General features: G+C 66.1%; 27 protein-coding genes. 15 read left to right on the top strand and 12 right to left on the bottom strand.

Going from position 1 to position 24,007, the window contains the following annotated elements:
* The first annotated feature begins 30 nt into the window (after window positions 1-30).
* The gene (locus tag DDT93_RS22535; RefSeq protein WP_109468166.1) at window positions 31-519 is read left to right on the top strand and encodes a MarR family winged helix-turn-helix transcriptional regulator; all 489 of its coding nucleotides are present in this window, start codon (window positions 31-33) and stop codon (window positions 517-519) included.
* A 198-nt stretch (window positions 520-717) separates the two neighbouring features.
* On the opposite strand, the gene DDT93_RS22530 is transcribed toward DDT93_RS22535, so the two are convergent.
* On the bottom strand, window positions 718-1,638 hold the full coding sequence (locus DDT93_RS22530) for a manganese-dependent inorganic pyrophosphatase (RefSeq protein ID WP_109468165.1): 921 nt from the start codon (window positions 1,636-1,638) through the stop codon (window positions 718-720).
* 123 nt (window positions 1,639-1,761) lie between these two features.
* Complete coding sequence (locus tag DDT93_RS22525) at window positions 1,762-2,754, bottom strand: TraB/GumN family protein (RefSeq protein ID WP_157960261.1); 993 nt, start codon at window positions 2,752-2,754, stop codon at window positions 1,762-1,764.
* Window positions 2,755-2,890: 136 nt separating this feature from the next.
* Here DDT93_RS22525 and DDT93_RS22520 point away from each other — a divergent pair, with 136 nt between their 5' ends.
* Window positions 2,891-3,577, top strand: a complete 687-nt coding sequence (locus DDT93_RS22520; RefSeq protein ID WP_109468163.1) for a DUF2161 domain-containing phosphodiesterase — start codon at window positions 2,891-2,893, stop codon at window positions 3,575-3,577.
* Here the strand turns inward: DDT93_RS22520 and DDT93_RS22515 are convergent.
* Window positions 3,574-3,915: a nuclear transport factor 2 family protein gene (locus DDT93_RS22515; RefSeq protein WP_109468162.1), complete on the bottom strand. Its 342-nt coding sequence runs from the start codon at window positions 3,913-3,915 to the stop codon at window positions 3,574-3,576. The genes DDT93_RS22520 and DDT93_RS22515 overlap by 4 nt on opposite strands.
* A gap of 116 nt (window positions 3,916-4,031) precedes the next feature.
* On the opposite strand from DDT93_RS22515, the gene DDT93_RS22510 reads away from it, so the two are divergent.
* The 4 genes from DDT93_RS22510 (at window position 4,032) to DDT93_RS22495 (ending at window position 7,559) form a co-directional block, all read left to right on the top strand.
* Window positions 4,032-4,418, top strand: coding sequence for a hypothetical protein (locus DDT93_RS22510; RefSeq protein ID WP_157960260.1), 387 nt, complete (start codon window positions 4,032-4,034; stop codon window positions 4,416-4,418).
* A 210-nt stretch (window positions 4,419-4,628) separates the two neighbouring features.
* Entirely contained in the window at window positions 4,629-4,940 is a 312-nt protein-coding gene (groES, locus tag DDT93_RS22505) for a co-chaperone GroES (protein WP_109468160.1), read from the top strand.
* Between the two features lie 50 nt (window positions 4,941-4,990).
* A complete protein-coding gene (groL, locus tag DDT93_RS22500; RefSeq protein ID WP_109468159.1) occupies window positions 4,991-6,637 on the top strand; it encodes a chaperonin GroEL in 1,647 nt (548 codons plus the stop codon).
* Window positions 6,638-6,839: 202 nt separating this feature from the next.
* On the top strand, window positions 6,840-7,559 hold the full coding sequence (locus tag DDT93_RS22495) for a hypothetical protein (RefSeq protein ID WP_109468158.1): 720 nt from the start codon (window positions 6,840-6,842) through the stop codon (window positions 7,557-7,559).
* Between the two features lie 13 nt (window positions 7,560-7,572).
* On the opposite strand, the gene DDT93_RS22490 is transcribed toward DDT93_RS22495, so the two are convergent.
* Window positions 7,573-8,514 carry a class I SAM-dependent DNA methyltransferase gene (locus DDT93_RS22490; protein ID WP_109468157.1) on the bottom strand — a complete coding sequence of 314 codons (942 nt, stop codon included), beginning with the start codon at window positions 8,512-8,514 and terminating at the stop codon, window positions 7,573-7,575.
* Window positions 8,515-8,680: 166 nt separating this feature from the next.
* On the opposite strand from DDT93_RS22490, the gene DDT93_RS22485 reads away from it, so the two are divergent.
* Genes DDT93_RS22485 through DDT93_RS22470 form a run of 4 tightly spaced genes read left to right on the top strand, consistent with a single transcriptional unit; the run spans window position 8,681 to window position 12,018 of the window.
* Window positions 8,681-9,163: a GNAT family N-acetyltransferase gene (locus DDT93_RS22485; protein ID WP_232825543.1), complete on the top strand. Its 483-nt coding sequence runs from the start codon at window positions 8,681-8,683 to the stop codon at window positions 9,161-9,163.
* 58 nt (window positions 9,164-9,221) lie between these two features.
* The gene (locus DDT93_RS22480; RefSeq protein WP_109468155.1) at window positions 9,222-10,055 is read left to right on the top strand and encodes a DMT family transporter; all 834 of its coding nucleotides are present in this window, start codon (window positions 9,222-9,224) and stop codon (window positions 10,053-10,055) included.
* Window positions 10,056-10,096: 41 nt separating this feature from the next.
* Window positions 10,097-10,873 carry an alpha/beta fold hydrolase gene (locus DDT93_RS22475; RefSeq protein WP_198654944.1) on the top strand — a complete coding sequence of 259 codons (777 nt, stop codon included), beginning with the start codon at window positions 10,097-10,099 and terminating at the stop codon, window positions 10,871-10,873.
* Window positions 10,870-12,018 carry an alpha-D-ribose 1-methylphosphonate 5-triphosphate diphosphatase gene (locus DDT93_RS22470; RefSeq protein ID WP_109468154.1) on the top strand — a complete coding sequence of 383 codons (1,149 nt, stop codon included), beginning with the start codon at window positions 10,870-10,872 and terminating at the stop codon, window positions 12,016-12,018. The genes DDT93_RS22475 and DDT93_RS22470 overlap by 4 nt, the downstream gene beginning before the upstream one ends.
* Before the next feature lie 12 nt (window positions 12,019-12,030).
* Here the strand turns inward: DDT93_RS22470 and DDT93_RS22465 are convergent, their stop codons facing one another.
* The 3 genes from DDT93_RS22465 to DDT93_RS22455 form a co-directional block, all read right to left on the bottom strand.
* Window positions 12,031-13,107: a 5-(carboxyamino)imidazole ribonucleotide synthase gene (locus tag DDT93_RS22465; protein WP_109468153.1), complete on the bottom strand. Its 1,077-nt coding sequence runs from the start codon at window positions 13,105-13,107 to the stop codon at window positions 12,031-12,033.
* Window positions 13,100-13,588, bottom strand: coding sequence for a 5-(carboxyamino)imidazole ribonucleotide mutase (gene purE, locus DDT93_RS22460; protein ID WP_109468152.1), 489 nt, complete (start codon window positions 13,586-13,588; stop codon window positions 13,100-13,102). Before purE ends, DDT93_RS22465 begins: the two co-directional genes overlap by 8 nt.
* A gap of 85 nt (window positions 13,589-13,673) precedes the next feature.
* Complete coding sequence (locus tag DDT93_RS22455) at window positions 13,674-13,949, bottom strand: hypothetical protein (protein WP_109468151.1); 276 nt, start codon at window positions 13,947-13,949, stop codon at window positions 13,674-13,676.
* A 101-nt stretch (window positions 13,950-14,050) separates the two neighbouring features.
* Between DDT93_RS22455 and DDT93_RS22450 the strand changes: the two genes are divergently transcribed.
* Window positions 14,051-14,650 carry a TetR/AcrR family transcriptional regulator gene (locus DDT93_RS22450; protein ID WP_109468150.1) on the top strand — a complete coding sequence of 200 codons (600 nt, stop codon included), beginning with the start codon at window positions 14,051-14,053 and terminating at the stop codon, window positions 14,648-14,650.
* A gap of 15 nt (window positions 14,651-14,665) precedes the next feature.
* Here DDT93_RS22450 and DDT93_RS22445 read toward each other — a convergent pair whose 3' ends face one another.
* Complete coding sequence (locus DDT93_RS22445; protein ID WP_109468149.1) at window positions 14,666-15,577, bottom strand: pirin family protein; 912 nt, start codon at window positions 15,575-15,577, stop codon at window positions 14,666-14,668.
* Between the two features lie 122 nt (window positions 15,578-15,699).
* On the bottom strand, window positions 15,700-16,308 hold the full coding sequence (locus DDT93_RS22440) for a Hint domain-containing protein (protein WP_157960259.1): 609 nt from the start codon (window positions 16,306-16,308) through the stop codon (window positions 15,700-15,702).
* 534 nt (window positions 16,309-16,842) lie between these two features.
* Here DDT93_RS22440 and DDT93_RS22435 point away from each other — a divergent pair.
* The 3 genes from DDT93_RS22435 to DDT93_RS22425 all read left to right on the top strand — a co-directional run bounded on the left by DDT93_RS22435 (window position 16,843) and on the right by DDT93_RS22425 (window position 19,234).
* Window positions 16,843-17,610, top strand: a complete 768-nt coding sequence (locus tag DDT93_RS22435; RefSeq protein ID WP_109468147.1) for a siderophore-interacting protein — start codon at window positions 16,843-16,845, stop codon at window positions 17,608-17,610.
* Window positions 17,611-17,736: 126 nt separating this feature from the next.
* The gene (locus DDT93_RS22430; protein WP_109468275.1) at window positions 17,737-18,693 is read left to right on the top strand and encodes an NAD(P)-dependent oxidoreductase; all 957 of its coding nucleotides are present in this window, start codon (window positions 17,737-17,739) and stop codon (window positions 18,691-18,693) included.
* A 58-nt stretch (window positions 18,694-18,751) separates the two neighbouring features.
* Window positions 18,752-19,234 (top strand): hypothetical protein, encoded by a 483-nt coding sequence (locus DDT93_RS22425; RefSeq protein ID WP_109468146.1) that lies wholly within the window; start codon window positions 18,752-18,754, stop codon window positions 19,232-19,234.
* Between the two features lie 9 nt (window positions 19,235-19,243).
* Here DDT93_RS22425 and DDT93_RS22420 read toward each other — a convergent pair whose 3' ends face one another.
* From DDT93_RS22420 to DDT93_RS22410, 3 genes are read right to left on the bottom strand one after another with little or no spacing between them, the layout of a single operon-like run.
* Window positions 19,244-19,837 carry a TadE/TadG family type IV pilus assembly protein gene (locus tag DDT93_RS22420; protein WP_109468145.1) on the bottom strand — a complete coding sequence of 198 codons (594 nt, stop codon included), beginning with the start codon at window positions 19,835-19,837 and terminating at the stop codon, window positions 19,244-19,246.
* A 3-nt stretch (window positions 19,838-19,840) separates the two neighbouring features.
* Window positions 19,841-20,380 (bottom strand): TadE/TadG family type IV pilus assembly protein, encoded by a 540-nt coding sequence (locus DDT93_RS22415; protein WP_109468144.1) that lies wholly within the window; start codon window positions 20,378-20,380, stop codon window positions 19,841-19,843.
* Window positions 20,377-22,194 carry a pilus assembly protein gene (locus tag DDT93_RS22410; RefSeq protein ID WP_232825542.1) on the bottom strand — a complete coding sequence of 606 codons (1,818 nt, stop codon included), beginning with the start codon at window positions 22,192-22,194 and terminating at the stop codon, window positions 20,377-20,379. The genes DDT93_RS22415 and DDT93_RS22410 overlap by 4 nt, the downstream gene beginning before the upstream one ends.
* 518 nt (window positions 22,195-22,712) lie before the next feature.
* Here DDT93_RS22410 and DDT93_RS22405 point away from each other — a divergent pair.
* Window positions 22,713-23,966, top strand: coding sequence for a sarcosine oxidase subunit beta family protein (locus tag DDT93_RS22405; RefSeq protein ID WP_109468143.1), 1,254 nt, complete (start codon window positions 22,713-22,715; stop codon window positions 23,964-23,966).
* Window positions 23,967-24,007 lie beyond the last annotated feature (41 nt).

Genomic DNA, 24,007 nt, shown 5'->3' with positions numbered 1-24,007 from the left:
GTCAAGATAAAATGATCCCAGTGTTGGGGCATGTTCGATATTGAAGACATCAGAGCGCAGTGGGCCAAACAGCGGCCTGACATTGACACCGGGCCAATGGGCATAATTGGCAGGGTGGTCAGATTGTCAGCTCTATATAACGAAGAGATGAGCAAGACCTTTGCAGAGCATGGCCTGAGCGCGGCAAGTTTCGATGTGTTGGCCACGCTCTTGAGATCGGGGCCGCCTCATGCACTATCGCCGAACCAACTGCTTACGACGATGATGGTAACGTCAGGCACCATGACGAACCGCATCGATCAGCTCGAAAAGGAAGGTTTCGTGGCGCGCATCCCGAACCCTGAGGACAAGCGCAGCGTCCATGTACAACTCACAGAGAGCGGGATCAGGAAAATTGATGCCGCAGTGACGGATCACGTCGTCGTTCAGAAACGACTGGTCGAAGGGCTGTCCGATTTAGATCAGTCTGATTTGAACCGCGTACTGGACAAATGCCTTTCATCCCTTGGAGATAGGTAGAGAGCAGAGCGTCATCGCGTATCATCGAGAGACAGCCCTGTCCGCTTAACTTTCGCCCATCCGGGCAACACCCGAAGACCTCTTCGGCGGCTGTCGTTCGACATGGCGGCATACCCACAAGGCCATGAGCGCCAGGCAGCACGCCCAAAAGCAAAGGGCGCCCCGGGGGGCGCCCTTTTCGTCGCGGTGTTCCCGGTCTCAGACCTTGAGGTTCGGGATGATCTGTTTCTTGCGGCTCATGATGCCCGGCAGGACGACGGTGTCGCCGGTCGGCTTGGCGTCGAAGCTCTTTTCGGCCACGGATTTCACCAGCTCGTTCGGGACCAGCAGGGTGGCTTCCTCGTTCAGGATGTCGACCACGAAGAGCAGGACCTGGTCGGCGCCGTCTTCCTCGGCGACGCCGGGCATGGCGGCCATCAGGGCGTCCTTGCGGTCCAGCACCATCTTGGGCGAGGTGGTTTCGAGCACGGAGACACGGAACTGCTTGCCGCCGACTTCGTATTCCTTGGAGTCCATGCGGAGGAGTTCGGCTTCGGAGAAGGCGGAGACGTCGGACTTGGCGGCGAACATCTCGGCGGCGAAGTCGGAGATGGTGATGCCGAGGTCGGCGGCCAGCTTCTCGGCCACGGCCTTGTCGTGGTCGGTGGTGGTGGGCGAGCGGAATTCCAGCGTGTCGGAGAGGATGCAGGTCAGCATCGCGCCCTTCACCTGCTCGGGCATCTTCGCGAGGTCGTCACCGATCAGGTCGTGCATGATGGTGGCGGTGCAGGCCAGCGGGCGCACGGTGATGTCGATCGGGCCCTTGGTTTCCAGGCCGCCGACCAGCTTGTGGTGGTCGATGATGGCGAGGATGTCGGCGCTGTTGATGTCGGCGGGCAGCTCGGCGGGGTTGTTGGTGTCGACGATCACGACGGGCGCGTCTGCGGCGACCGAGGTGATGATCTCCGGCTTGTCGAGGCCCCAGCGGGTCAGCATGAATGCGGCTTCGGTGTTGGGCTCGCCCAGCAGGACGGGCTTGGCCGGGGTGCCCTTCACTTCGTTCAGGTACCAGGCCCAGATGATCGGGGAGCCGGTGCTGTCGGTGTCGGGGGATTTGTGGCCAAAGACTTGGATGGTCATGGGGAGAGTGTCCTCGGATGCTCGGATTTGGATTTCGCGCGCCTTATAGGGGGACGGCGCGAAGATGTCACGAGGCCATGCGCCGCAGCGCGGCAAGGCGCCCGGCCCTCGGGAGGGCGGGGTTCAGAACGCGGCGCGTTCGAGGGTGTAGCCCTGCTGTTCGAGAAGGTGGAGCAAGCCGTCCTTGCCGGAGAGATGGGCGGCGCCCACGGCGATGACGAGGCGGTCGCCGGGCTGGCGCAGGATGACGGGCATCCAGTTGTGGTTCCGGTCGGACAGGGCGCGCTTGTTGAACTTGGCGGAGACCGCGTCATGCTCGGCGGTGTCGGGTGCGCTCCGCCGGGTGGAGGCTTCTATCGTCAGCACGGTGCGGGCCACGTCCTCGTCGAGGTAACCGGTGAGAAGGGTATGGAACTGGTTCTCGGCATCGCTGAGCTGCGGCAGCATCTTTTCCAGCAGCGCGGCCTGCTCCTCCAGCGGATCCTGTTCGAAGATGCCGAAGGAGTCCGCGACGGTTTCCAGCGAGATCTGCGGCACGTTGTGGTGGCTGGCGATCTGCATCAGGCGCTTGTCGAGACCCTTTTCGAGGTCGGGGCCCTTTTCGAAGCAGCCCGGCAGCGCCAGCGCGCCCAGCAGCATGACGGGCCGCGACTTGGCGAGGACGAAGGCGGGAATGCCGCGCTCGCGTCCGAGGGCGCTGAGCTGGTCCCAGCCGTCCTCGGTCATCAGGTCGGGGAGGGTGGGGCCCTCGACGATGAGGACGGCGGAGAGGTCGGTTGCCAGCGATTTCTGGAAGTCCGCCGTATCCTGCGCGTTGACCTCGAAGAGGATCGCGTCGGCCGTGGCGACCACGGGTTCCAGCCGCTCGGCGATGGCCTCGAACTGGGGCGCGTTGAAGTGGTAGGTGCCGATCAGGTCGATGCGCTGGTTGCCACGCGTTGCGACCCAGTGGTTGCCCTCGGCATAGGGGGTGGCGGCCAGTTTCTCGTCGATCCGGGCCTGTTCGGCTTGGGTCAGGGTGGTGCGGAGGTCGGTTCCGTCGCAGTCTGCCTGCGCCGCGACCGGTGCCTGAACAGAGGCGACGGTGACGGCCACCATCAGAAGTTTGCGCAGCATCCCGTGCCTCCCATTCCCGTTTCCTCCCGAGTACTGAAAGCGAAACGGGGCGATTTCAAGTCGTGGGCGTGACGGGGGGCAGGGCAGGTATCGTTCCCCGCTTGGAGCGGCGCGGGGCGGCTGATATGCGAAGGGCATGGCAAAACTCTCGGAATCCTCGCTCTACGCTCCGGTCAAGGCCCTGCTTGAACGGCAGGGGTACACGGTGAAGGGCGAGGTTGGCGCGGTCGACGTGATGGCGCGGCGTGGCGAGGATGCGCCGGTGATCGTGGAGCTGAAGCTGGGGTTCTCGTTGAGCCTCTATCATCAGGCGGTCGAGCGGCTGGGCGTGACCGACCATGTCTATATCGCGGTGCCGCGCCCGGGCGGGCGGACGGCGCGGCGGGCGATGAAGGACAATACTGCCCTGTGCCGGCGCCTGGGCCTCGGGCTGATCACCGTGCGCGAGGACGGGCTGGCCGAGGTGATCTGCGACCCGGGCCCCTATCTGCCGCGCAAGTCCAAGGTGAAGAGCGCGCGCCTGCTGCGCGCCTTTGATCGGCTGCGCGGGGATCCGAACGACGGGGGCGCGACGCGGCACGGGATCGTCACCGGGTATCGGCAGGACGCCATCGCCTGCGCGACCTACCTTGCAGAGTACGGGCCGAGCCGGGGTGCCTCGGTGGCGGGGGATACCGGGGTAAAGGCCGCCACACGGATCATGGCGGACAACCATTACGGCTGGTTCGAAAGGGTTCAGCGCGGCATCTACGGGCTGACCGAGCAGGGCCAGAAGGGGCTGGCGGACTGGGCGGATGCCCTGCCGGAGGCGAGCGAGGGCTAGATCGGGGTCTGCTGGTGCTGGATCATCTGCCAGCCGTGCGCCGTCTGCCGCCATGTCGAGGTGCAGAGCGCGTGGTAGGGCGGGCGGCCGTCGCGATAGCCGGTGGCGGTATAGCCGAGCACGATGGTGCCGTCGGTCTCTGCCTTGAAGCGGCCCTTCATCAGCACGTTTTCCCAGCGCACCGAGTCCTCGATCGCGGCGGCGATGGCGGCGCTCTGCAGCAGTCCTTCGCCGGGAAAGGCCATGAGGCAGGTCGGGGCGATCCGATCCTTCATCATGTCGGCGGTGCCGGTCCAGAGCTGTTCTTCGGCGGTCCAGATGTCGTCCTGCGTGGTCATGGTGGCTCCTTTCGGCCGGGAATTTTCGGCCCGTGCGAGACAAGGCGGCGGTCGTGCCCTATCTGTCCTTGGGCGGCGCGGCCGCCGGGATTTGATAGGTTAATGAAGAGGAAACGATGCGAGGCCCAATCTTGTTCCTGACCCTTCTGGCGGTGTCCTCCTGCGGGATGCTGTCGGGCAAGCCGTCGATTCCGGAGGCCCTGCAGGGCCGCTGGGGCATCAACGAAGCCGATTGCGAGCCGGGCCGGTCCGATGCCAAGGGCCTGATGGAAGTGGGGGAGGAAGCCCTTACCTTCTACGAATCGCGGGCGGTTCTGAGCGAGGCGGCGCTGCGTTCGGACAGCATGATCGAGGGCGCCTTCGCCTTTACGGGCGAGGGCATGAGCTGGAGCAAGGTCATGCGGCTGCGGGTCAGCGATGGCGGAAACCGGCTGATCCGCGACGACATGACCGGCGACGAGGCGCCTATGACCTTGATTTACGGGCGCTGCGGGCGGACATGAGGGACGCGGCCCGGACGGGGCGTGGGGCAGGGCGCGGATTGCGTCGAAAGCGGTGCATTCGCCCCAGGTTTTTTTGCCCGTCCTCCTGTTGACAGCCGCGTGAGCTGTCCCTAGCTATGCGCCGTTAGCACTCGACCATGGTGAGTGCTAATGGTTGCCTCAGGAGAGGGACCGGGAGAAACAAACTTTGAGCCTCAAGGAGCTGCAAAGATGGCATTCAAACCACTTCATGACCGTGTGCTGGTTCGCCGCGTGCAAAGCGAAGAGAAAACCGCTGGCGGGCTGATCATCCCCGATAGCGCGAAGGAAAAGCCCAGCGAGGGTGAAGTTGTTGCCTGCGGCGAAGGTGCACGCAAGGACAACGGCGAACTGATCGCGATGGCCGTCAAGGCTGGCGACCGCATCCTGTTCGGCAAGTGGTCGGGCACCGAAGTCACCGTTGCCGGTGAAGAGCTGCTGATCATGAAAGAGAGCGATATTCTGGGCATCATCACGGACGACGCCGCTGCGAAAGCAGCCTGAGCGCGCCCCTGATCCCCAAGACATCGCACATCAGATTTTAGGAGAGAGAAATGGCTGCTAAGGACGTCAAGTTCAACACCGATGCCCGCAACCGTATGCTGAAGGGTGTCAACATCCTCGCAGACGCCGTGAAAGTGACCCTGGGCCCGAAAGGCCGCAACGTGGTCCTCGACAAGTCCTTCGGCGCACCGCGCATCACCAAGGACGGTGTTTCGGTCGCCAAGGAAATCGAACTGGAAGACAAGTTCGAGAACATGGGCGCGCAGATGGTGAAGGAAGTCGCTTCCCGCACCAACGACGAAGCCGGTGACGGTACCACCACCGCAACCGTGCTGGCGCAAGCCATCGTCAAGGAAGGCATGAAGTCGGTCGCAGCGGGCATGAACCCGATGGACCTGAAGCGCGGCATCGACATGGCAACCGCCAAGGTCGTTGAAGCGATCAAAGCTGCCGCACGTGACGTGTCGGACAGCTCGGAAGTTGCTCAGGTCGGCACCATCTCGGCCAACGGCGAAGCTGAAATCGGCCAGCAGATTGCTGACGCGATGCAGAAAGTCGGCAACGAAGGCGTGATCACCGTCGAAGAGAACAAAGGTCTGGAAACCGAGACCGATGTCGTCGAAGGCATGCAGTTCGACCGCGGCTACCTGTCGCCCTACTTCGTGACCAACGCCGACAAGATGATCGCAGACCTCGAAGACTGCATGATCCTGCTGCACGAGAAGAAGCTCTCCTCGCTCCAGCCGATGGTTCCGCTGCTCGAGTCGGTCATCCAGTCGCAGAAGCCGCTGCTGATCATCGCGGAAGACGTCGAAGGCGAAGCGCTGGCGACCCTCGTGGTCAACAAGCTGCGCGGCGGCCTGAAAATCGCAGCCGTCAAGGCACCGGGCTTCGGCGACCGCCGCAAGGCCATGCTGCAGGACATCGCGATCCTGACCGGCGGCCAGGTGATCTCGGAAGACCTCGGCATGAAGCTCGAGAACGTCACCGTGGACATGCTGGGTTCGGCCAAGAAAGTCTCCATCACCAAGGACGAGACCACCATCGTCGACGGCGCTGGCGAAAAGGCCGAGATCGAAGCACGTGTTGCCCAGATCCGCACCCAGATCGAAGAAACCACCTCGGACTACGACCGTGAGAAGCTGCAAGAGCGCGTTGCCAAACTGGCAGGCGGTGTTGCTGTCATCCGCGTCGGCGGCATGACCGAAGTCGAAGTGAAAGAGCGCAAGGACCGCGTCGATGACGCTCTGAACGCAACCCGCGCTGCCGTTCAAGAAGGCATCGTGGTCGGCGGCGGCGTCGCCCTGGTTCAGGCAGCGAAATCGCTCGACGGCCTGTCCGGTGCCAACAACGACCAGAACGTCGGTATCTCGATCGTGCGCAAGGCTCTGGAAGCCCCGCTGCGCCAGATCGCAGAGAACGCCGGTGTTGACGGTTCGGTTGTGGCCGGCAAGGTCCGCGAAAGCGACGACAAGTCGTTCGGCTTCAACGCTCAGACCGAAGAATATGGCGACATGTTCAAGTTCGGCGTCATCGACCCGGCCAAGGTTGTGCGTACCGCACTGCAGGACGCCGCTTCGATCGCCGGTCTGCTGATCACCACCGAAGCCATGGTCGCTGACAAGCCGGCCAAGGAAGGTGCTGGCGGCGGCATGCCCGACATGGGCGGCATGGGCGGCATGGGCGGCATGATGTAATCAGCCGCTGTTGCTCACGCGACAGTATCGGGGGCGTCCTTCGGGGCGCCCCTTTTCCGTTCCGGCGGCTTCTGCGAGAAGGGGCCGGAGATTCGACGGGTAGCTGCCTCCCGCGAGTCGGGACTTTCTTTCATCGTGTAAGCCGTGTCGTCCGGATGTCCGGGCGCACGGGTGTCGTGGATGTTCGGAGCAGAGGCAGAACATGCAAAACAACTGGATACGAGTGCCGGGCGCGGCCCTGTTGCTGTGCCTGAGCGGGCAGGCGGGACATGCGGGCCTGTGCGATTACAAGCCCTCGGTGCTGATCGGCAAGGCCGGTACGGTGGCGGCGGAGGCCGGGCGCACGGCGCTCGGGGTCTACAGCCTGATGTATAACTCTCCCGAGCTGGTGGCGCTCGGGACCAGCGCGGCGGGCGTGTCGGCCAGCAGCGCTACGGCCAGTGCGAACGCGGCGCTGAGCTCGGCCGGGACGGCGGCGGCGGCTCCGGCCGCGGTGACGGCGGGCGCGGTGGCGCTAGCGGCAGGTGTCGCCGTGGAGGGGATTTGCTACTTCCGGGTCGACAAGGTGACGGACCCCTACGAGGTGCGCCGCATTCTCGAGGCCATCGCGGCGGTCGATCCGGCGATGTCCATCGTCTCGACCGACAAGGGCGACAGCCTGTCTCTTGAGGTCAAGGGCGAGCAGAAGCTGTTCCTGATGCGCAAGCTCTACATCGCGGATGGCAAGCTGCGCTATCGCGACTGGGGGCCGAACCGCAACCTCGGGCAGGTGCTGCTGTCGGCGCCCCCGGCTCAGGCGGAAACCGTCGAGGTCGCGGTGCCGCTGGCCGAACCTGCGGCAGAGTTGCCGGTCGAGGCGGAGGCGGCGCCCGTGGTGGAAGAGACGCCGGCCACCGAGCCTGAGGCCCCGGTGGAGGAATAGGGCCGGGAGCCGGTCAGGCGGGAACGGGCGCGGCCCTTGCGCCGTCATGGGCGCTGCCGGTGCCGTGCCCGCGCTTGACCGCGTGGACGACGAGGCCCCAGATCGGGGCGCCACGGTCCTGCCGCAGCACGGCGCGGCCGATGCGCGCCTCGAACCCCGCGAGGTCGAGCAGCGCCGCGAGGTGCCGTTCGGAATGGGCATAACGGCGGCTTTCGCGCAGGACATAGGCCTCGTCGCCGTCGTGGGATTCGACGGTGAAGGCAAAGCGGCCCTCCGGACGCAGGGCCATCGCGACCCAGCCCACGATCTGTTCCAGCGAGCCGAGATAGGCAAAGACGTCGGCGGCGGTCACGAGGTCCCATGCGGCGTCTTCGGGGGCGAGGGCGGAGAGGTCGCGCTTGTCCAGCCGGTCGTAGAGCGCCTTGCCCTCGGCCTCGCGCAGCATCTCGGCGGAGATGTCCCAGCCTTCCAGCCAGTCGGATCCTGCGCGCAACTCCTGCCCCATCAGGCCGGTGCCGCAGCCGAGGTCCAGCACGCGGCCCTGCGGCCCGGTGAGCGCTGCGGCCAGCAGTTGCGGGGCGCGGTAGTCGAGCCGGTCGACCAGCGCGGTGTCGAACTCGGCGGCGTATTGATCGAACAGCAGCTCGACGAAGGCCGAGGGCATGACGTCGGCCAGAGAGCGATCGCGCAGCAGGTCGAGGCGGAGGCTGGCGCCCAGCCGGTCGGAGGGGTCGGCGGCCATCGCCGCCTCGAAGGCGCGCTCGGCACCGTCCAACCCGGCCTCGGCCCGGATTTCGCCCAGCCGGAACCAGCCCGCGGCCCAGCCGGGGACAAGCTCCAGCGCCTGTGCGTAGAGATCGGAGGCTGCGGCGGGGTCTTGGGGGAGCATGGCCTCGGCGTAATCGGCGCGGCGGTCGGCGATCAGGTCGCCGGACGACATGGAAACGGGAATCATTGCATTTCAGGAACAGGAACGGGCCGAGATGCCCGCAAGCGCCATTTACGCGCGCCGTTAATCCGGTCAAGAGGGTGGGAGGGCGCAGGCCGTGAATTCCCTTGCGTCGTTGTTCCAGCCGCCACCGCGGCGCCGTGTTAGGATGCGGAAAAGAGGAGAGACCCCGGTGTTCGGTTTTCCAGATCTCAGTCGTGACATGAAGCACGGGGAAGAGCCCGGGGTGGACGCCCTGCTGCGCAGCGCCTTTGGCGGGCCGGACGAGGCCGAACTGGTGATGGCCCTGCGCGAGAGCGGCGACATGGTGGGCGAGATGATCACCCCGGCGGGTGACGAGATCATCGCCTATGCCGGGCTGTCGCGCATGGTGCAGCCGGGCAACTGGCTCTGCCTTGCGCCGGTCGCCGTCGCGCCGGACTGGCAGGGGCGGAAGATCGGCAAGCGGCTGGTCGGGATGATCACCGAATGGGCGCGGATCAGCGGCACCACCGTCGTGGTGCTGGGGCAGGTCGGGTTCTACGAGAAGGCGGGGTTCTCGCTGGAGCGGGCGCGCAAGCTGACGTCGCCCTATCCGGTCGATCACACGCTGCTGGCGGGGGCGGGCGAGGGTGTGCCCGAGACGACCCTGATCTATCCCAAAGCCTTCGGCTGAAGGTGCGCCACATGTGCGGGACTTTCCGTAAGCGCCCGGTGAGCCTATAGGAATCGCCATGCGCTTTGCTTTCCTGATCGCCCTGACGATGGTCTTCTTTGCTGCCAACTCGGTGCTGAACCGAATGGCGGTGGACGGGGGGCATGTCGATCCGGGTGCTTTTGCAGTGATCCGGGTGCTGGCGGGGGCGCTGACGCTGGTGGCGCTGGCCCGCCTCCAGCAGCGGCCGCTGCGCTGGACGGGCCGGGCGCGCGCGGTGGGGGCGGTCTCGCTCGCGCTCTACATGGGGGGCTTCTCGCTCGGATACCTGACGCTGCCCGCAGGGCTGGGGGCGCTGATCCTCTTCGGGGCGGTTCAGATCACCATCTTTGTCGTTTCCGCGCTGCGTGGCGCGGGGCCAAGCCTGCGGCAGGTTCTTGGCGCGGTGATCGCCTTTGGCGGGCTGGTCGTGGTGCTGAACCCGGCGGGCGCGACGGGTGCCGATCCCGTGGGGGCGGCGCTGATGGTCCTCGCCGGGATCGGGTGGGGGGCCTATACCCTTGCCGGTCGGGGCGAGCCGGATGCGCTGGCCGGGACGGCTGCCAACTTCTGCCTCGCGTTGCCGCTGACCCTGCTGGTGCCGGTCGTCTCGGGGCAGCCGCTGGTCGTGTCCGGGCCGGGCCTTGGGCTTGCGATCCTGTCGGGGGCGGTGACCTCGGGGATCGGTTATGCGATGTGGTATTCCATCGTGCCGAAGCTTTCGCCCTCGACCTCGGCCGTGCTGATGCTGAGCGTGCCGGTCATCGCGGTGGCCGGTGGCGTGCTGATCCTGGGCGAGGCGGTGGGGCTGCGGTTCCTTGTCGGGGCGGTTCTGGTGCTGGGCGGGATCGCGCTGTCGCTGCGGCGCGGCTGAGGCATCTTTTGCAGCGTCTCGTTTCCGCGTAAGGCTGGGCCATGATCCGGCTGTTCCTGTTCCTTCTGTTGCTCGCGCCCACCGCCGCCTCGGCGGACTGTGTCGTGCTGTTGCACGGGCTGGCGCGCAGCGATCTGTCGATGACGCTGCTGCAGGAGGTGCTGACCCGGCGCGGCTATGCGGTGGTGAACCCGGACTACGCCTCGACCGAGGTGCCGATCGGCGAGATGGCCGAGGCGACGGTCCCCGCCGCGATGGCCGAGTGCCCGGAGGGGACGGTGCATTTCGTGACCCATTCGCTGGGCGGGATCCTCGTGCGTCGTGCTTTCCTAGAGGGCGCGCCGGAGCGGCTGGGGCGGGTGGTAATGATGGGGCCGCCGAACCGGGGCAGCCAACTGGCCGAGTCGCTCGACGACTGGGAGGTCTTCGGGCTGATGATGGGCCCCGCCGGACGTCAGCTGGGGACCGGACCGGCGAGCGTGCCGCTGAGCCTGCCGGGGGTCGACTACCCGGTTGGCGTGATCGCGGGGAACCGCACGCTGAACCCGGTGTTCTCGGCGATGATCGATGGGCCGGACGATGGCAAGGTGGGCGTCGAGGAGACCGAACTGGAGGGCATGGCCGAGCGGATCGTGCTGCCGGTCACCCATACCTTCATGATGAACAACCCGGTGGCGATTGCCGAGGCGATCCGGTTCCTTGAACAGGGGGCCTTTGCCGGTGACATCACTTGGGCGCAGGCGGTGGCCGAACTTGCGGGCGTGGATTGCAGCGCCCTGCCGGGGTGCGAGGAAAACCTGGGAGAAGACAGCCGATGACGGGGCTGGAGCTGACGTTCACCGGGGCGGAGGTGCTCTGCCCCGGCGAGGGGTTGTGCGCGAGGACGCTGTCCATCGGGGAGGGGCGCATTCTGCCGAACCCGGCGGGGCGGGCCGTGGAATTGAGCGGCTACATGATACTGCCGGGGATCGTGGATCTGCACGGCGATGCCTTTGAGCGGCACCTTGCGCCGCGGCGGGGCGCGATGCCGGACATGGCGGAGGGCGTGATCGCGACCGAGGCGGAACTGGCGGCGAACGGGATCACCACGGGTGTGCTGGCGCAGTTCTACAGCTGGGAGGGCGGCGTGCGCGGCCCCGACTACGCGGCGCAGGTCTTTGCGGCGATCCGCGAGGCGCAGCCGCAGGTGGTGACCGACCTGCGCGCGCAACTGCGGTTCGAGACGCATATGCTCGACGATTACGAGGCGCTGCCGCAAAAGATCGCGGACTGGGGCGTGTCCTACCTCGTGTTCAACGACCACCTGCCGCACGACCGGCTGGCGGCGGGCAAGGTGCCCGCGCGGCTGACCGGGCAGGCGCTGAAGGCGGGGCGGAACCCGGAGGTGCATCTTGCCATGTTGCAGGACATGCACGCGCGCTCGGCTGAAGTGCCTGCCGCCATCGACCGGCTGATCGGGCGGCTGGCGGGGCAGGGTATCCGGTTCGGCAGCCATGACGACCATACCGCCGAGGACCGCGCCACGTGGCGGGCGCGGGGCGCGACCATCGCGGAGTTCCCGGAGACCCACGCGGCGGCGCTGGCGGCGCACGAGGCGGGGGACGGGGTGATCTTTGGTGCGCCGAATGCCGCGCGGGGCAATTCGCACAAGGGCAACGTGAGCGCGGCCGAGATGGTGGCCGAGGGGCTGTGCGATGCGCTGGCCTCGGACTATCACTACCCCTCGCTGCGGCGCGCGGTGCTGAAGCTGGTGCGCGAGGGCGTCTGCGACCTTGCGCGCGGCTGGGCGCTGCTGTCGGAGGGGCCTGCGCGGCTGCTGGGGCTGGAGGACCGGGGGCGGTTGGCACCGGGGCTGCGCGCCGACCTCGTGATCCTCGATGCCGCGACGGGGCGCGTGGCCGCGACCCTTGCGGGCGGGCGGATCAGCTACATGAGCGGGGAGGTGGCGGCGCGGTTCATCTGAACCGCGCGGCTGTCAGCTTGCGGGGCCGAGGATGCGGTTGACGTGGCCCATCTTGCGGCCTGCCTTGACGTCGGCCTTGCCGTAGAGATGCAGGGCGGTGTTCGGCTGTTTCGCCAGTGCTTCGGTCTGCAGCACGTCGTCGCCGATCAGGTTCAGCATCTCGACATCGAGGTGGCGCTTGCCGTCGCCGAGCGGCCAGCCGGCCACGGCGCGGATGTGCTGCTCGAACTGGTCGACGGTGCAGCCGTTCTGGGTCCAGTGGCCGGAGTTGTGAACGCGGGGCGCGATCTCGTTCACCACGAGGCCGTTCGGCGTTACGAAAAGCTCGACCCCCAGCACGCCGATGTAATCGAGCGCGTTCAGGATCCGGCCCGCCAGCAGGATGGCGTCGGTGCGCAGCGCGGCGGGGATGTTGGCGGGTACGCGGGTGGTGTGCAGGATGCCGTCCTTGTGGACGTTCTCGCCGGGATCGAAACAGGCAACCTCGCCCGAGGGACCGCGCGCGGCAATCACCGAGATCTCGCAGGAGAAGTCGACGAAACCTTCGAGGATGGCGGGGGCGCCCTTCATCTCGGCCAAGGCGCTGGCGGTGTCGGCGGGGGACTTGAGGCGCACCTGGCCCTTGCCGTCATAGCCGAAGCGGCGGGATTTCAGGATCGCGGGTGTGCCGATTTTCTCGATTGCCGCTTCCAGGCTCGTGAGGTCGGTGATGTCGGCGAAGGGCGCGGTTTTCAGGCCGAGGTCCTGCAGGAAGGTCTTTTCCGTCAGCCGGTCCTGGCTGACCCGCAGCGCCTCGCGGCTGGGGCGTATGGCGCAGTGCGACTCGATGAGGTCAAGCGCGGCGGTGGGGACGTTCTCGAACTCGTAGGTCACCACGTCGACCGACTTGGCAAAGGCGGTCAGCGCGGCCTCATCCTCGTAGGGCGCGGTTGTCACCGTTGCGGCCACGTGCCCGGCGGGCGGGTTGGCGCCCGGTTCGTAGATGTGGCACTGGAACCCGAGGCGGGAGGCCGCAACCGAAAGCATCCGGCCCAGCTGGCCGCCGCCGAGAATGCCGATGGTGGCGCCGGTGGCGAGGGGCTCAGTCATCCGTCGGCTCCTCGGGGATCGAGGCGGAGAGGTCATTGCGCCACTTGTCGAGGCGGGCGGCGATCTCCTCGTCCGAGGTGGCGAGGATACCGGCGGCCATGAGGCCCGCGTTGGCGGCCCCGGCGGCGCCGATGGCCATCGTGGCGACAGGGAAGCCGCGCGGCATCTGCAGGATGGAATAGAGCGAGTCGACGCCCGAAAGGGCGCGGGTCTGGACCGGCACGCCGACGACTGGCACGCGGGTTTTCGACGCCATCATGCCGGGCAGGTGCGCGGCACCGCCGGCGCCTGCGATGATCACCTTGAGGCCGCGCGACACGGCGCTCTTGCCGTAGTCCCACAGGCGGTCCGGGGTGCGGTGGGCCGAGACGATCTTCTTCTCGTAGGGAATGCCCAGTTCGTCGAGTATGGCGGCGGCCTCTTTCATCGTGGCCCAGTCAGACTGGCTGCCCATGATGATGCCGACTTGGATATCCTGCATGTCCTGCCCCCGTTTCGGAAGAAGCGGCACTATAGCCAAACGAGGGTGGGTGGCAATGTCGGTTTTCGGCCTGTCCGGCAGGGGCTCAGGACTCGTCCTCGTCGCCGGTCGGAGTGGCGCGCAGGGCGTCGGCCTTGCGCTGCAACTGGCTGGCCCGGTAGCTGAGGCCGTCGGCGATCTTTTCGGCCTCTTCGGCGGGATCGCCCTGCGGCGCATAGCTCCCGTCGAGGGGGATCAGCCGGGGGTAGGGCGCCCGTTCGAGTTCGGGGCGGACGCTGTCGCCCAGTTCCGGCACGTCGACGCAGCCTGCCAGCAGGGGCAGCAGGGCCAGGGCGAGGCGGACGGAACGGGCGGTCGACATAACGCGGAAACCTGTGATGATACGGGTTCAGTCTTGCCCTCTTGCCGCGCCGGGCGCAAGCGGGGCTTCTATCTGAACACTTGTTCATATAGCCTGCGGGCATGGCACGTACACAGGGTTCAAGCTCCGACGTCACCGGCCCGCGCATCCGCGACGCGGCCCTGCAGCTGTTTGCGCGGCATGGCTATGCCGCCGTTTCGATGCGGCAGATTGCTGCCGAGGTCGGCGTGCAGGTCGGCGCGCTCTACAACTACACCTCGGACAAGCAGAGCCTGCTGTTCAACCTGATGGAAACCCACCTGGCCGAGTTGATCGATGCTCGGGGAGAGCGGCCCTGGCCGGAGGGGGCGCTGGCGCGGTTGGAAGATTTCGTCCGCTTCCACATCCGGTTTCACCTCGAGCGGCTGGACGCGGTGTTCATCGCCTACATGGAGCTGCGCAACCTGACGCCGGAGAACTTTGCGGCCGTCGAGGCGCTGCGCCGCCGCTACGAGGACGTGCTTGAGACTATCCTGCGGGATGGGGTGGCGGAGGGGGTGTTCGACGTGCCGGACCCCAAGATCGCGACGCTGGCGGTGATTGCCATGCTGAACGGTGTGAACACCTGGTACCGCAGCGGCGGGCGCCTGTCGCTGGACGAGGTCGAAACCATCTATCTGGACATGGCCCGCCGGGCGGTGTTGGCGCGCGCGCCGGTGTGACCCGGCGCGCTTAACTCAGTGCGCGGGCTTGATGAAGGTGCCGTTGCGGAGTTCCTTCATGGCCTGCATCAGCTCTTCGCGGGTGTTCATCACGATGGGGCCGTGCCAGGCCACCGGCTCGGCAATCGGCGCGCCGGAGATCAGCAGGAAGCGCACGCCCTTGTCGCCTGCCTGCACGGTGATCTCGTCGCCGGTGCCGAAGCGGATCAGGGTGCGGTCGCCCGAGAGGTCTCGGATGTTGACCTCTTCGCCCGCCACTTCCTTTTCCAGCAGAACGCCGGTCGGGGCGGAGGCATCGGCAAAGGCGGCGCTGCCCTCGAAGACATAGGCGAAGGCGCGGCGGTAGGTGTCGATCCGGAAGGTCTTCTTCACTCCCGCCGGGATCGAGATGTCGAGGTACTGCGGATCGGCGGCGATGCCGTCGACCGGGCCGGTCTTGCCCCAGAAGGTGCCGACCACCACCCGGACGCGGGTGCCGTCATCGTCGATGACCTCGGGGATCTCTCCGGCCGTAACGTCCTGATAGCGCGGCGCGGTCATCTTCTGGGCCGAGGGCAGGTTGCCCCAGAGCTGGAAGCCGTGCATCTGGCCGCGGGCGTTCCCCTTGGGCATTTCCTGGTGCATGATGCCGGACCCGGCGGTCATCCACTGGACGTCCCCGGCGCCGAGGGTGCCGGTGTTGCCCAGCGAGTCGCCGTGTTCGACGGTGCCGGAGAGAACGTAGGTGATGGTCTCGATGCCGCGGTGCGGGTGCCAGGGAAAGCCGCGGATGTAATCCTCGACCCGTTCGTTGCGGAAGTCGTCGAACAGCAGGAAGGGATCCAGTTCGGTCGGATCCTGAAAGCCGAAAGCGCGGTGCAGCTTGACGCCTGCGCCTTCCATCGTGGGCATGGCCTTGCGGGTTTCGAGTGTCGGTCTGAGAGACATGTCGGGCCCTCCTCGTGAGTGGGTGCTGGCCCTAATCTAGTGGCCCCGACGTGTTGCGCCAATCCGGCGCGGGCTGGCAGGCCCTGTGCATGGGCGCACCAAAGGGCGCGCCCGGGCCGGTCCTACTTGGGCGGCGAGACGTGGAACCACGACCCTTCGACACAAACCGTCTCGTCGGTGCCGCAGTGGAAGCGGTAATAGGTGATCTCGCTGCGGTGCATCCGCAGGATGTTGGGCTGGCCCACGACCTCGCCGGCGGTGAGGTTCATGGTGTCGCCGTGCGGGTGCGGGTAGCGCAGGGGCTGGCCCGGCGAGACGAGGATGTTGCGGCGCGGGTAGAGGCCGCCCATGGCGCGTTCACGGATCAGGATCGGCGCGGCCTCGGGGTGCAGTTCCATGAAGTCGACGTCGAGGCGGATGGTATCGACCCACTGCACTTCGCGGTAGGCGCCCGAGATGGTCTTGACCATGTCGCGGCGGCGCAGGGCCTCGATGGGGAGTTCGCCGAAGTTGGTGGTGACCCGTGCCTTGCCCTCGAAGCCGGGTAGCGACCAGTCCAGCGCCTGCTTGACGCGGGGCGCGGGCTGCGGGCGCTTGATGATCTTGTCCTCGACCGGCATCTGCGAAATCTGCGCCAGCACGGCGGACAAGGTCTTGAGTTCCTGCAGGTTCAGGTCTTCGCGAAGCTCGGGGTGGACGGTAACGGGGCGGGTGGGACGTCGGCGCTGCATGGGCTTGGATCCGGATTGGTCAGGCCGCGCGAACTGCGGGTCTGCCTCCGCTCCCCGCAACGTGCGGAGAGCGGCAGGGTGGTTAACAGAAGGCAACTCGTACGTATTTTTCATGTTCTGGATATAATTCAGCTCGAATTAAATCGCGACGAATTTCGCGGTTTCGCCCCATTTGCAGGGGTTTTCGGGGGCAACACGGAAACAATCCGAGGTTGATTTTGCGTTTGTAGCGCTGTCCAGCAGTGGAGCGCGGCGAGCGCCCCGGATTCGCCATGATCGGGCGAGTCGCAGGCGGTGCCGCTTGCGCATGAATTGATCGCATTGTCATGCGGGAGGAGGAATTGCCGCGCGCCGGAGTCGGGGGTTCTTGATTTCCGACTAAAACACTCGTACATGCTCGGGAGGCCCGCCCGCAGGCGACGCCATCGTAAGCGTTAACGTGAACCAACGCACAAAACCGACGGACGCAAGTCCGCCCCGGTGATGTGCGTCTGTGTCCTGCAGTTGCCTGAGCCGGGGATTGAAAGGACAGACATGACGCAAGATTCCGAGACCATGAACCGCCCCGTGATCCGGCGGGTTCGCCACGAGCTCAAGTTCCGTGAACTCACGGTCACCGAGGTTTCCCATCTCACTCCCCACATGATCCGCGTGACCGTGGCGGGCGACGACCTTGACGGGTTCCTGTCGGCCTCGCCCGACGATCACGTTAAGGTCTTTTTCCCGCGCGAGGGCGGGGAGCCCGAGCGGCGCGACTACACCCCCCGCCGCCATGACGCGGAGGCGAACTCGCTGGTGCTCGACTTCGTGGACCACGAGGGCGGCCCTGCCGCCGACTGGGCGCGCAGCGCAAAGGTGGGCGATCCGCTGTCGATCGGCGGGCCGCGCGGCTCGCAGGTGATTGAGGGCGACATCGCGCACTGGTTGCTGATCGGGGACGAGACCGCGCTGCCGGCCATCGGCCGCTATATCGAGGAGATGGGCGCGGGAACGAAGGTGACCAGCCTTGTCGCGGTGCCCGGACCGGCGGACGAACAGGGGTTCGACACGGCGGCGGAACTCGACACCAACTGGATTCACCGACCGCTTGACGCGGCCACCGATCCGGCGCCCTACATCGAGGCCCTGAAGGCTATCGAACTGGGCGAGAAGACCTTTGTCTGGATCGCCGCCGAGGCCGCCGTCGCCCGGGCCCTTCGCGCCTACATGACCGACCAGCGCAATGTGCCGCTGGGCTGGCTCAAGGCCTCCGGTTACTGGATCAAGGGCGAGGCCGATGCCTCGGAAAAGAACATCGAGTGATGGCCTGACCAGACGTCATGCGCCGCAGGTTCGGCGCGTGTCGCAAATTCATGTCGCAACCAGACGCGCGGGCCGTTTCCGGCCTGCGCAGTCTTTCTCTGACAGGGCTTTTGTTGGAGAAGAATGATGCGCGTGGGCTTTATCGGACTGGGCAACGTCGGCGGCAAGCTGTCGGGAAGCCTGATCCGCAATGGGATCGACGTCTCGGTGCACGACCTGAACCCCGATCTCGTGGCGGCGGCGGTCGCGAAGGGGGCGAAGGACGGCGGAAGTGCAGCGGCGCTGATGCGCGACTGCGACGTGGTGATCACCTGCCTTCCGAGCCCGGTGATCTCGGACCGGGTGGTGACCGAGATGCTGCCGGAGGTTGGCCCCGGCAAGATCTGGCTGGAGATGTCGACCACCGACGAGGCCGAGATCCGGCGCCTTGGCGCGCTGGTCCTCGAACGGGGCGGGTCGGCTGTGGATTGCCCGGTGTCGGGCGGCTGTCACCGGGCCGATACCGGCAATATCTCGATCTTTGCGGGGTGCGACCGCATCACCTTCGAGCGGGTTCTGCCGCTTCTGACGATCATGGGGCGGCGCGTGCTGCACACCGGCGAGATCGGCAGTGCCAGCGTGCTGAAGGTCATCACCAACTACCTCGCCACCGCCAACCTGGTGAGCTGCGCCGAGGCGCTGACCGTGGCCAAGGGGGCGGGGATGGATCTGGGCGTGGCCTACGAGGCGATCCGCATCTCCTCGGGCACCAGCTTTGTGCACGAGACCGAGAGCCAGGTGATCCTGAACGGCAGCCGCGACATTTCCTTTACCATGGACCTTGTCGCCAAGGACATCGGGCTGTTCCAGGCGGTTGCGGACCGTGCCGGCGTGCCGGTGGAGGTGAACCCGCTGCTGATCTCGATCTTCCAGGACGGGATTTCGCGGTTCGGGGCGCGCGAGCTGTCGCCGAACATCATCAAGCGGCTGGAAGAGGCGACCGGCCTCGACATCCGCGCGCCGGGCTTTCCGGCGGAGATGGTCGATGACGAGCCGGAGGAGCCCGGTGCCGAGGTGATGGTCCGGCGCGCGGCGGCGGAATAGCCTGTTCGCGGCTGCGGTTTCACGCTAAGAGGGCCACCGGATTCCGGGAGGCCCTCTGATGGACGAAAAGACACTGGCCGTGGTGGCCGCATCGCCGGTGCGGCGCGTGATGGGCGTGAGCATGCTGGTCATGCTGGGCGCGCTGTCCATCTACCTCGCGCTGGAGGCGCAGCCGACGCCGCTGTGGCAGGCGCTGCTGATCGTGCTGGGGGTGCTGGTGCTGTGGCTGGGCGAGAAGATGCGCCGCGCCACGCGGACCCGTGTCGAGCTGACCGAAGAGGGGCTTTACGACACGGACGGCACGCTGATCGCGAAGGTCGCCGACATCGAGGCGGTCGAGCGGGGGATGCTGGCCTTCAAGCCGTCGAACGGGATGATGATCCGGACCCGCACGCCGGGAGCGCGCGCATGGCGCCCCGGGCTGTGGTGGCGGGTCGGCCGTCGGATCGGGATCGGTGGCGTCACGCCGGGCCAGCAGGGCCGGATGCTGGCCGACATGCTGGCCGCCATGATCGCCGAGCGCGAGCAGCGCGGCGACTGACCCGGCGGATCAGGCCGGGTCGTCCTGGACGTTGGTCTCGGTATCGGTTTCGCCGGCGTCCCATTCGACCTTCGAGGCAAAGCGCGGACGGGTGAAGACGAAGTTGTCGAGGTCGATGTCGTTCATGCCGACGTCGAAGACCGGCTCGAACACGTTCTTGGTCTCGACGAGGATCACCATTTCGTCGTCGGGCATGACCGGCAGGCGTTCGGCAAAGTCGATCACGTTGTCATCGGTCAGCTCGGCGGCAAAGCCGCGGTTGGCCGACCAGTAGACGTAGTAGCGGTCGTCGTCCTGATCCCAGCGGATCACCGAAATGCGCAGGTCCACCTCGGAGCCCGAGCGGGTCATCAGGCGCAGCACGTTCATCATGCTGTTGACGTAGGGATCGTTGATCGCCTCGGTCTCGCGCGAGATCAGGTCGCTGATGGTATAGGCGGCCTTGAGGTTCAGCGCGCTCTGCCGGTAGCCGTCGAAGAAGACGTAAACGGCCATGAAGGTCCAGAACAGGATCGGCATCATGATGACGAACTCGAGGCTGATCACCCCGGAGGTGTCGTCGCGGAATCGTTTCAGCAGGGTGCGGAAGGTGTTCGTCTGCATGGCTTATTCGGGCTCCTGAACGAAGGCCGAGATGGCGACGAGGGCGAACTGGCCCGAGTCATCCTTGGCGAGGTTGGCGCCCAGCCCGGTGCTGGGGAAGATGGGGTCGATCTTGGCGCAGGCCCGGAGCAGCATCAGTGCGTTCTCGGGGGCGTCGCTCTTGAATTCGGTCTTGGGGTTCACCTCTTCCGAGCGGTCGGTGCAGGTGGCGTTGTCGGCCACGCCGGACCAGTCGCGCGGGTCAACCTGGACCATCTCGAGCAGCAGGTTGTCGCTGCAGTCGCGGATGAAGCCCGCGCGTTCGCAGATCAGGTCCTTGATATCGTCGTGCTGCGGTGCCGAGCCGGTGCCGAGGCGGATATCGCGGACGGTGATGTCCATCGCGCGCTCCAGCATCGCGTGCTGGAGCGAGATCATGCCCAGTTCCACGCCCGAGAGCAGCATGACCAGCATGGCCGGGAAGGTGATGGCGAACTCGACCGTGGCGGTTCCGGATTCGGAACGGCGGAAGCGGCGGACGGCCCGGAGCAGGCGCGCGGTCATTGGGTCAGCCTCAGCTTGCGGATCGAGGTGGCGATGGAGGCAAAGGCGTCGGAGATCTCGAGGCCCTGCACATCGTAGAAGTGGGCATCGGAGCTGGCGCACTTGCGCAGCACGGTGCGGCCGCTGTCGGGCGCCTCGAAGCCGATGGCGAAGATGATCACGCCCTCGTCCTTGGCGGCGTTGCAGATGTCGTAGACGCGCTGGTTCTTCTCGGTCGAGTCCACGTAGCTGTAGACGCCATCGTACCAGTCGCTGCGGGCCGCAGAGTTGCCCATGAAGGGGGCGTAGTTGTCACGCGCGTTGGCATAGAGCGGTGTCTTGGCCCAGAGGTCGGCGTAGCTCAGCAGCGAGGCCGAACCGGTCTCGGAATAGGTATTGGTCTCGGTCACTTCCTTGGTTTCGTACTGTCGGCAGGACCCGTTCTTCTTGTAGGATTGGCAGACGCCCGTGCTGACGGAGTAGGTGGTCGTTTCGGTGTAGTTGCCGTTGCCGTAGGCGTGGTCCTGCCAGCTGTCGTTGAAGGGCCAGTAGAACAGGTTCTCGTCGGTGACGCCGTCGCCGTCGACGTCGTCGGCATCGAGACCGACGTGCACCGAGTAGCGATCGGCAGTGTCGTTCCACCAGACGTTGGAGTTGCCGGTGCGGTAGTCCTTGCTGGGGTCGTAGGTGACCTTGTCCCGATCCTCGACCGCGACGCCGCCGTAGCCGTCCTTGAGGTAGTACTGGGCGGTGTTCTGGCCGTCGGTCATCAGCACGATGACCTTGAGGACGTCGCCACTGTTGAAGTTGTTGGGCCGGTTGACAAAGTTCGAGGGAACCTCGCCATCGGTGATCATGTCGTTGATCACCGGGCGCATTTCCGGGTCGAGCAGCGCGACGCCCCACTTCATGCCCACGTCGATCGAGGTGTTCCCCTCGGCATAGAAGTTGGTGATGAAGTTCTTCAGCGTGGTCGCGTCTTCCTGCATCACCATCGTTTCACGGGAGGCGGCGGATTCGCAGACCGGATCGGAGACGTACTGGTTGTAGGGCCGGCGGTCGCTCGAGTTCCACGGGTCGAAGTGCATGGTCTGTTCGAGCGGCTCGGTCTCGGTGATGGCGGTGTCGTAGAAGTCGCCCGCGGTGAAGTTCACGCAATTCGAGTAGGTGTGCAGCCGGTTGATGTTGAAGCGGTCCAGGAAGGACTCGGGCACCGAGACCTGCGTCGCATAGGGGACGATGGACATCGAGACCGAGCCTTCCTCGGTGCTGTTGACCATCGTGTCGATGAATTCCTTGGCGGCGCTCTTGAGGTTGGTGAGCTTGCTGTTGCTGGCCATCGAGCCGGAGACGTCGAGCACCAGCGAGATTTCCACGTCACCGATGCTTTCCTCGGCGGTGCCGTTGGCGGGCACGCTGAGGGTGTCGACGCCGCTCATGTGCATGAACTGGGTCTGCACCGTCGACTTGGCCGAGGCCGAGACGGTGCGATAGCCGAGGCCCTGCGAGACGGTGACCGTGCTGAGGTAGTTCCCGAGGCCGGACTTGGCGAAGTAGTCCTCGACCACCGCCTGCGGTTCGAGTTCCTGGTCGAGGTCGGCGGCGGCCAGCACGGCGCGGTCGAGGGTGTACTGCAGCTTGGCGCGGTCCCGCTCGAAGCGCATCAGGTCGATGCCGATGCCCCCGACCATCAACATCAGGACGAAGATGTAGACGGCGAAGATCACCAGCGATCCGCTCTCGTCCCTGAGGAAGGCATGCGTTCGCGATCCGGCAAGGCGGCGGTCGGGCCGGGAGCCCGTCTTGATGTGGTTCGTTCCAGTGCGGTCGGCCATGTGAACCTCGTTTTGCCGCGTCGCGCGGTGCGACCCGTGGATAGAGAATTGGCGCGCCATCAATGGGAGCCAAACTTGGCCGAAATTGGGCGGAAGCGCGCCGAAAAGGGGTGAGGTACCGTTTCGATCTTGCAATCTGCCCGAATCGCGAGGGCTGTTTCCCCCTCGGGGACAAAGGCGGCGTCGTGGCGATGGCAGGGGTGATTCGCCCGTTCGGGAGAGGAGCGGGCAGGGAATCAGGCTCTGTCGCCGGCTTCGAGTGCCGGGTCGCGCTGCGGGGGGTACGTGCTGGGGCGGACACGCGGTGACAGGGCGGGCGGAATCTGCGCAGGAACTGCCTGTGCCAGAGGGAGCGTGGCGCCAGCACCAAAGGGCGCGGCGCGGTCGGCGATCATCTGCGACTCTTTGCGTCGCGCGCTGGCAAGTTTTTGTCGAAAAACAGGGGTGAGTTGGCGCGTGGCATTGATAGTAGTTCGGAGAGTTGGTTGTATCCGGCTCGAACCAGCAGGGAGCACGACATGCGATTTTCCGGCCTCCGAATCCTGAAGGAGGGGCTGACCGGCAACCGGGGCTGGACGCCGCACTGGCGCGACCCGGCTCCGAAATCCGAGTACGACATCGTCATCATCGGCGGGGGCGGGCACGGCCTGTCGACCGCCTATTACCTTGCCGCCGAGCACGGGCTGACCAACGTGGCGGTGCTGGAAAAGGGCTATATCGGCGGGGGCAACGTGGGGCGGAACACGACCATCGTGCGCGCCAACTATTTCCTGCCGGGCAACTCGGAATTCTATTCGCACTCGCTCAAGCTCTGGGAAGGGCTGGAGGAGGAGCTGAACTACAACGTGATGCATTCGCAGCGCGGGCTGATCAACCTGTTCCACTCGGACGGTCAGCGCGACGCCTTTGCCCGACGCGGCAACGCGATGATCAACCAGGGCGACGATGCGGTGCTGCTGGACCGCGAGGGCGTGCGCAAGTACCTGCCTTACCTCGATTTCGACAACGTCCGATTTCCGGTCTACGGCGGGCTGCTGCATCCGCGCGGCGGCACGGCGCGCCATGACGCGGTGGCCTGGGGCTATGCGCGCGGCGCCGATAGCCGGGGCGTGGACCTGATCCAGAATTGCGAAGTGACCGGAATCGACATCGAGAACGGTGTGGTGAAGGGCGTGCAGACCACGCGCGGCGCAATCCGGGCCAAGAAGGTCGCCATGGTGGTGGCGGGACGGTCGGGGCAGGTGGCGGCGATGGCCGGCATGCGCATCCCGGTCGAGAGCCACGTGCTGCAGGCCTTTGTCACCGAGGGGCTGAAGCCCTGCATCGACCATGTGGTCAGCTTTGGCATGGGGCACTTCTACATCAGCCAGTCCGACAAGGGCGGGCTGGTCTTCGGCGGCGACCTCGACATGTACGCTTCCTACGCGCAGCGGGGGAACCTGCCGCTGGTGGAGCACGTGATGGAGGCGGGCATGACGTTGATGCCGATGATCGGCAAGGCCAAGGTGCTGCGCAGCTGGGGTGGGATCATGGACATGACACCCGACGGCTCGCCGATCATCGACAAGACCCATGTCGAGGGACTCTACCTCGACTGCGGCTGGAACTACGGCGGGTTCAAGGCGGTCCCGGCTTCGGGCAACTGCTTTGCCCACCTGATCGCGACGGATCGCCACCACGCGGCGGCCGAGAAGTTCCGCCTGGACCGCTTCCGCAGCGGCGTGGGCCTGATGGACGAGGAAGGCACCGGTGCACAGCACAACCTGCACTGAGCGCCCCTGGCGAGCGATGGACATGAGTATTTACAAAGAGA

It is taken from the genome of Albibacillus kandeliae (assembly GCF_003116585.1).
Classification (GTDB): Bacteria; Pseudomonadota; Alphaproteobacteria; order Rhodobacterales; family Rhodobacteraceae; genus Albibacillus; species Albibacillus kandeliae.
Note: the sequence above shows the minus strand (reverse complement) of the source record. Positions and strands in the feature narration are given on the sequence as shown.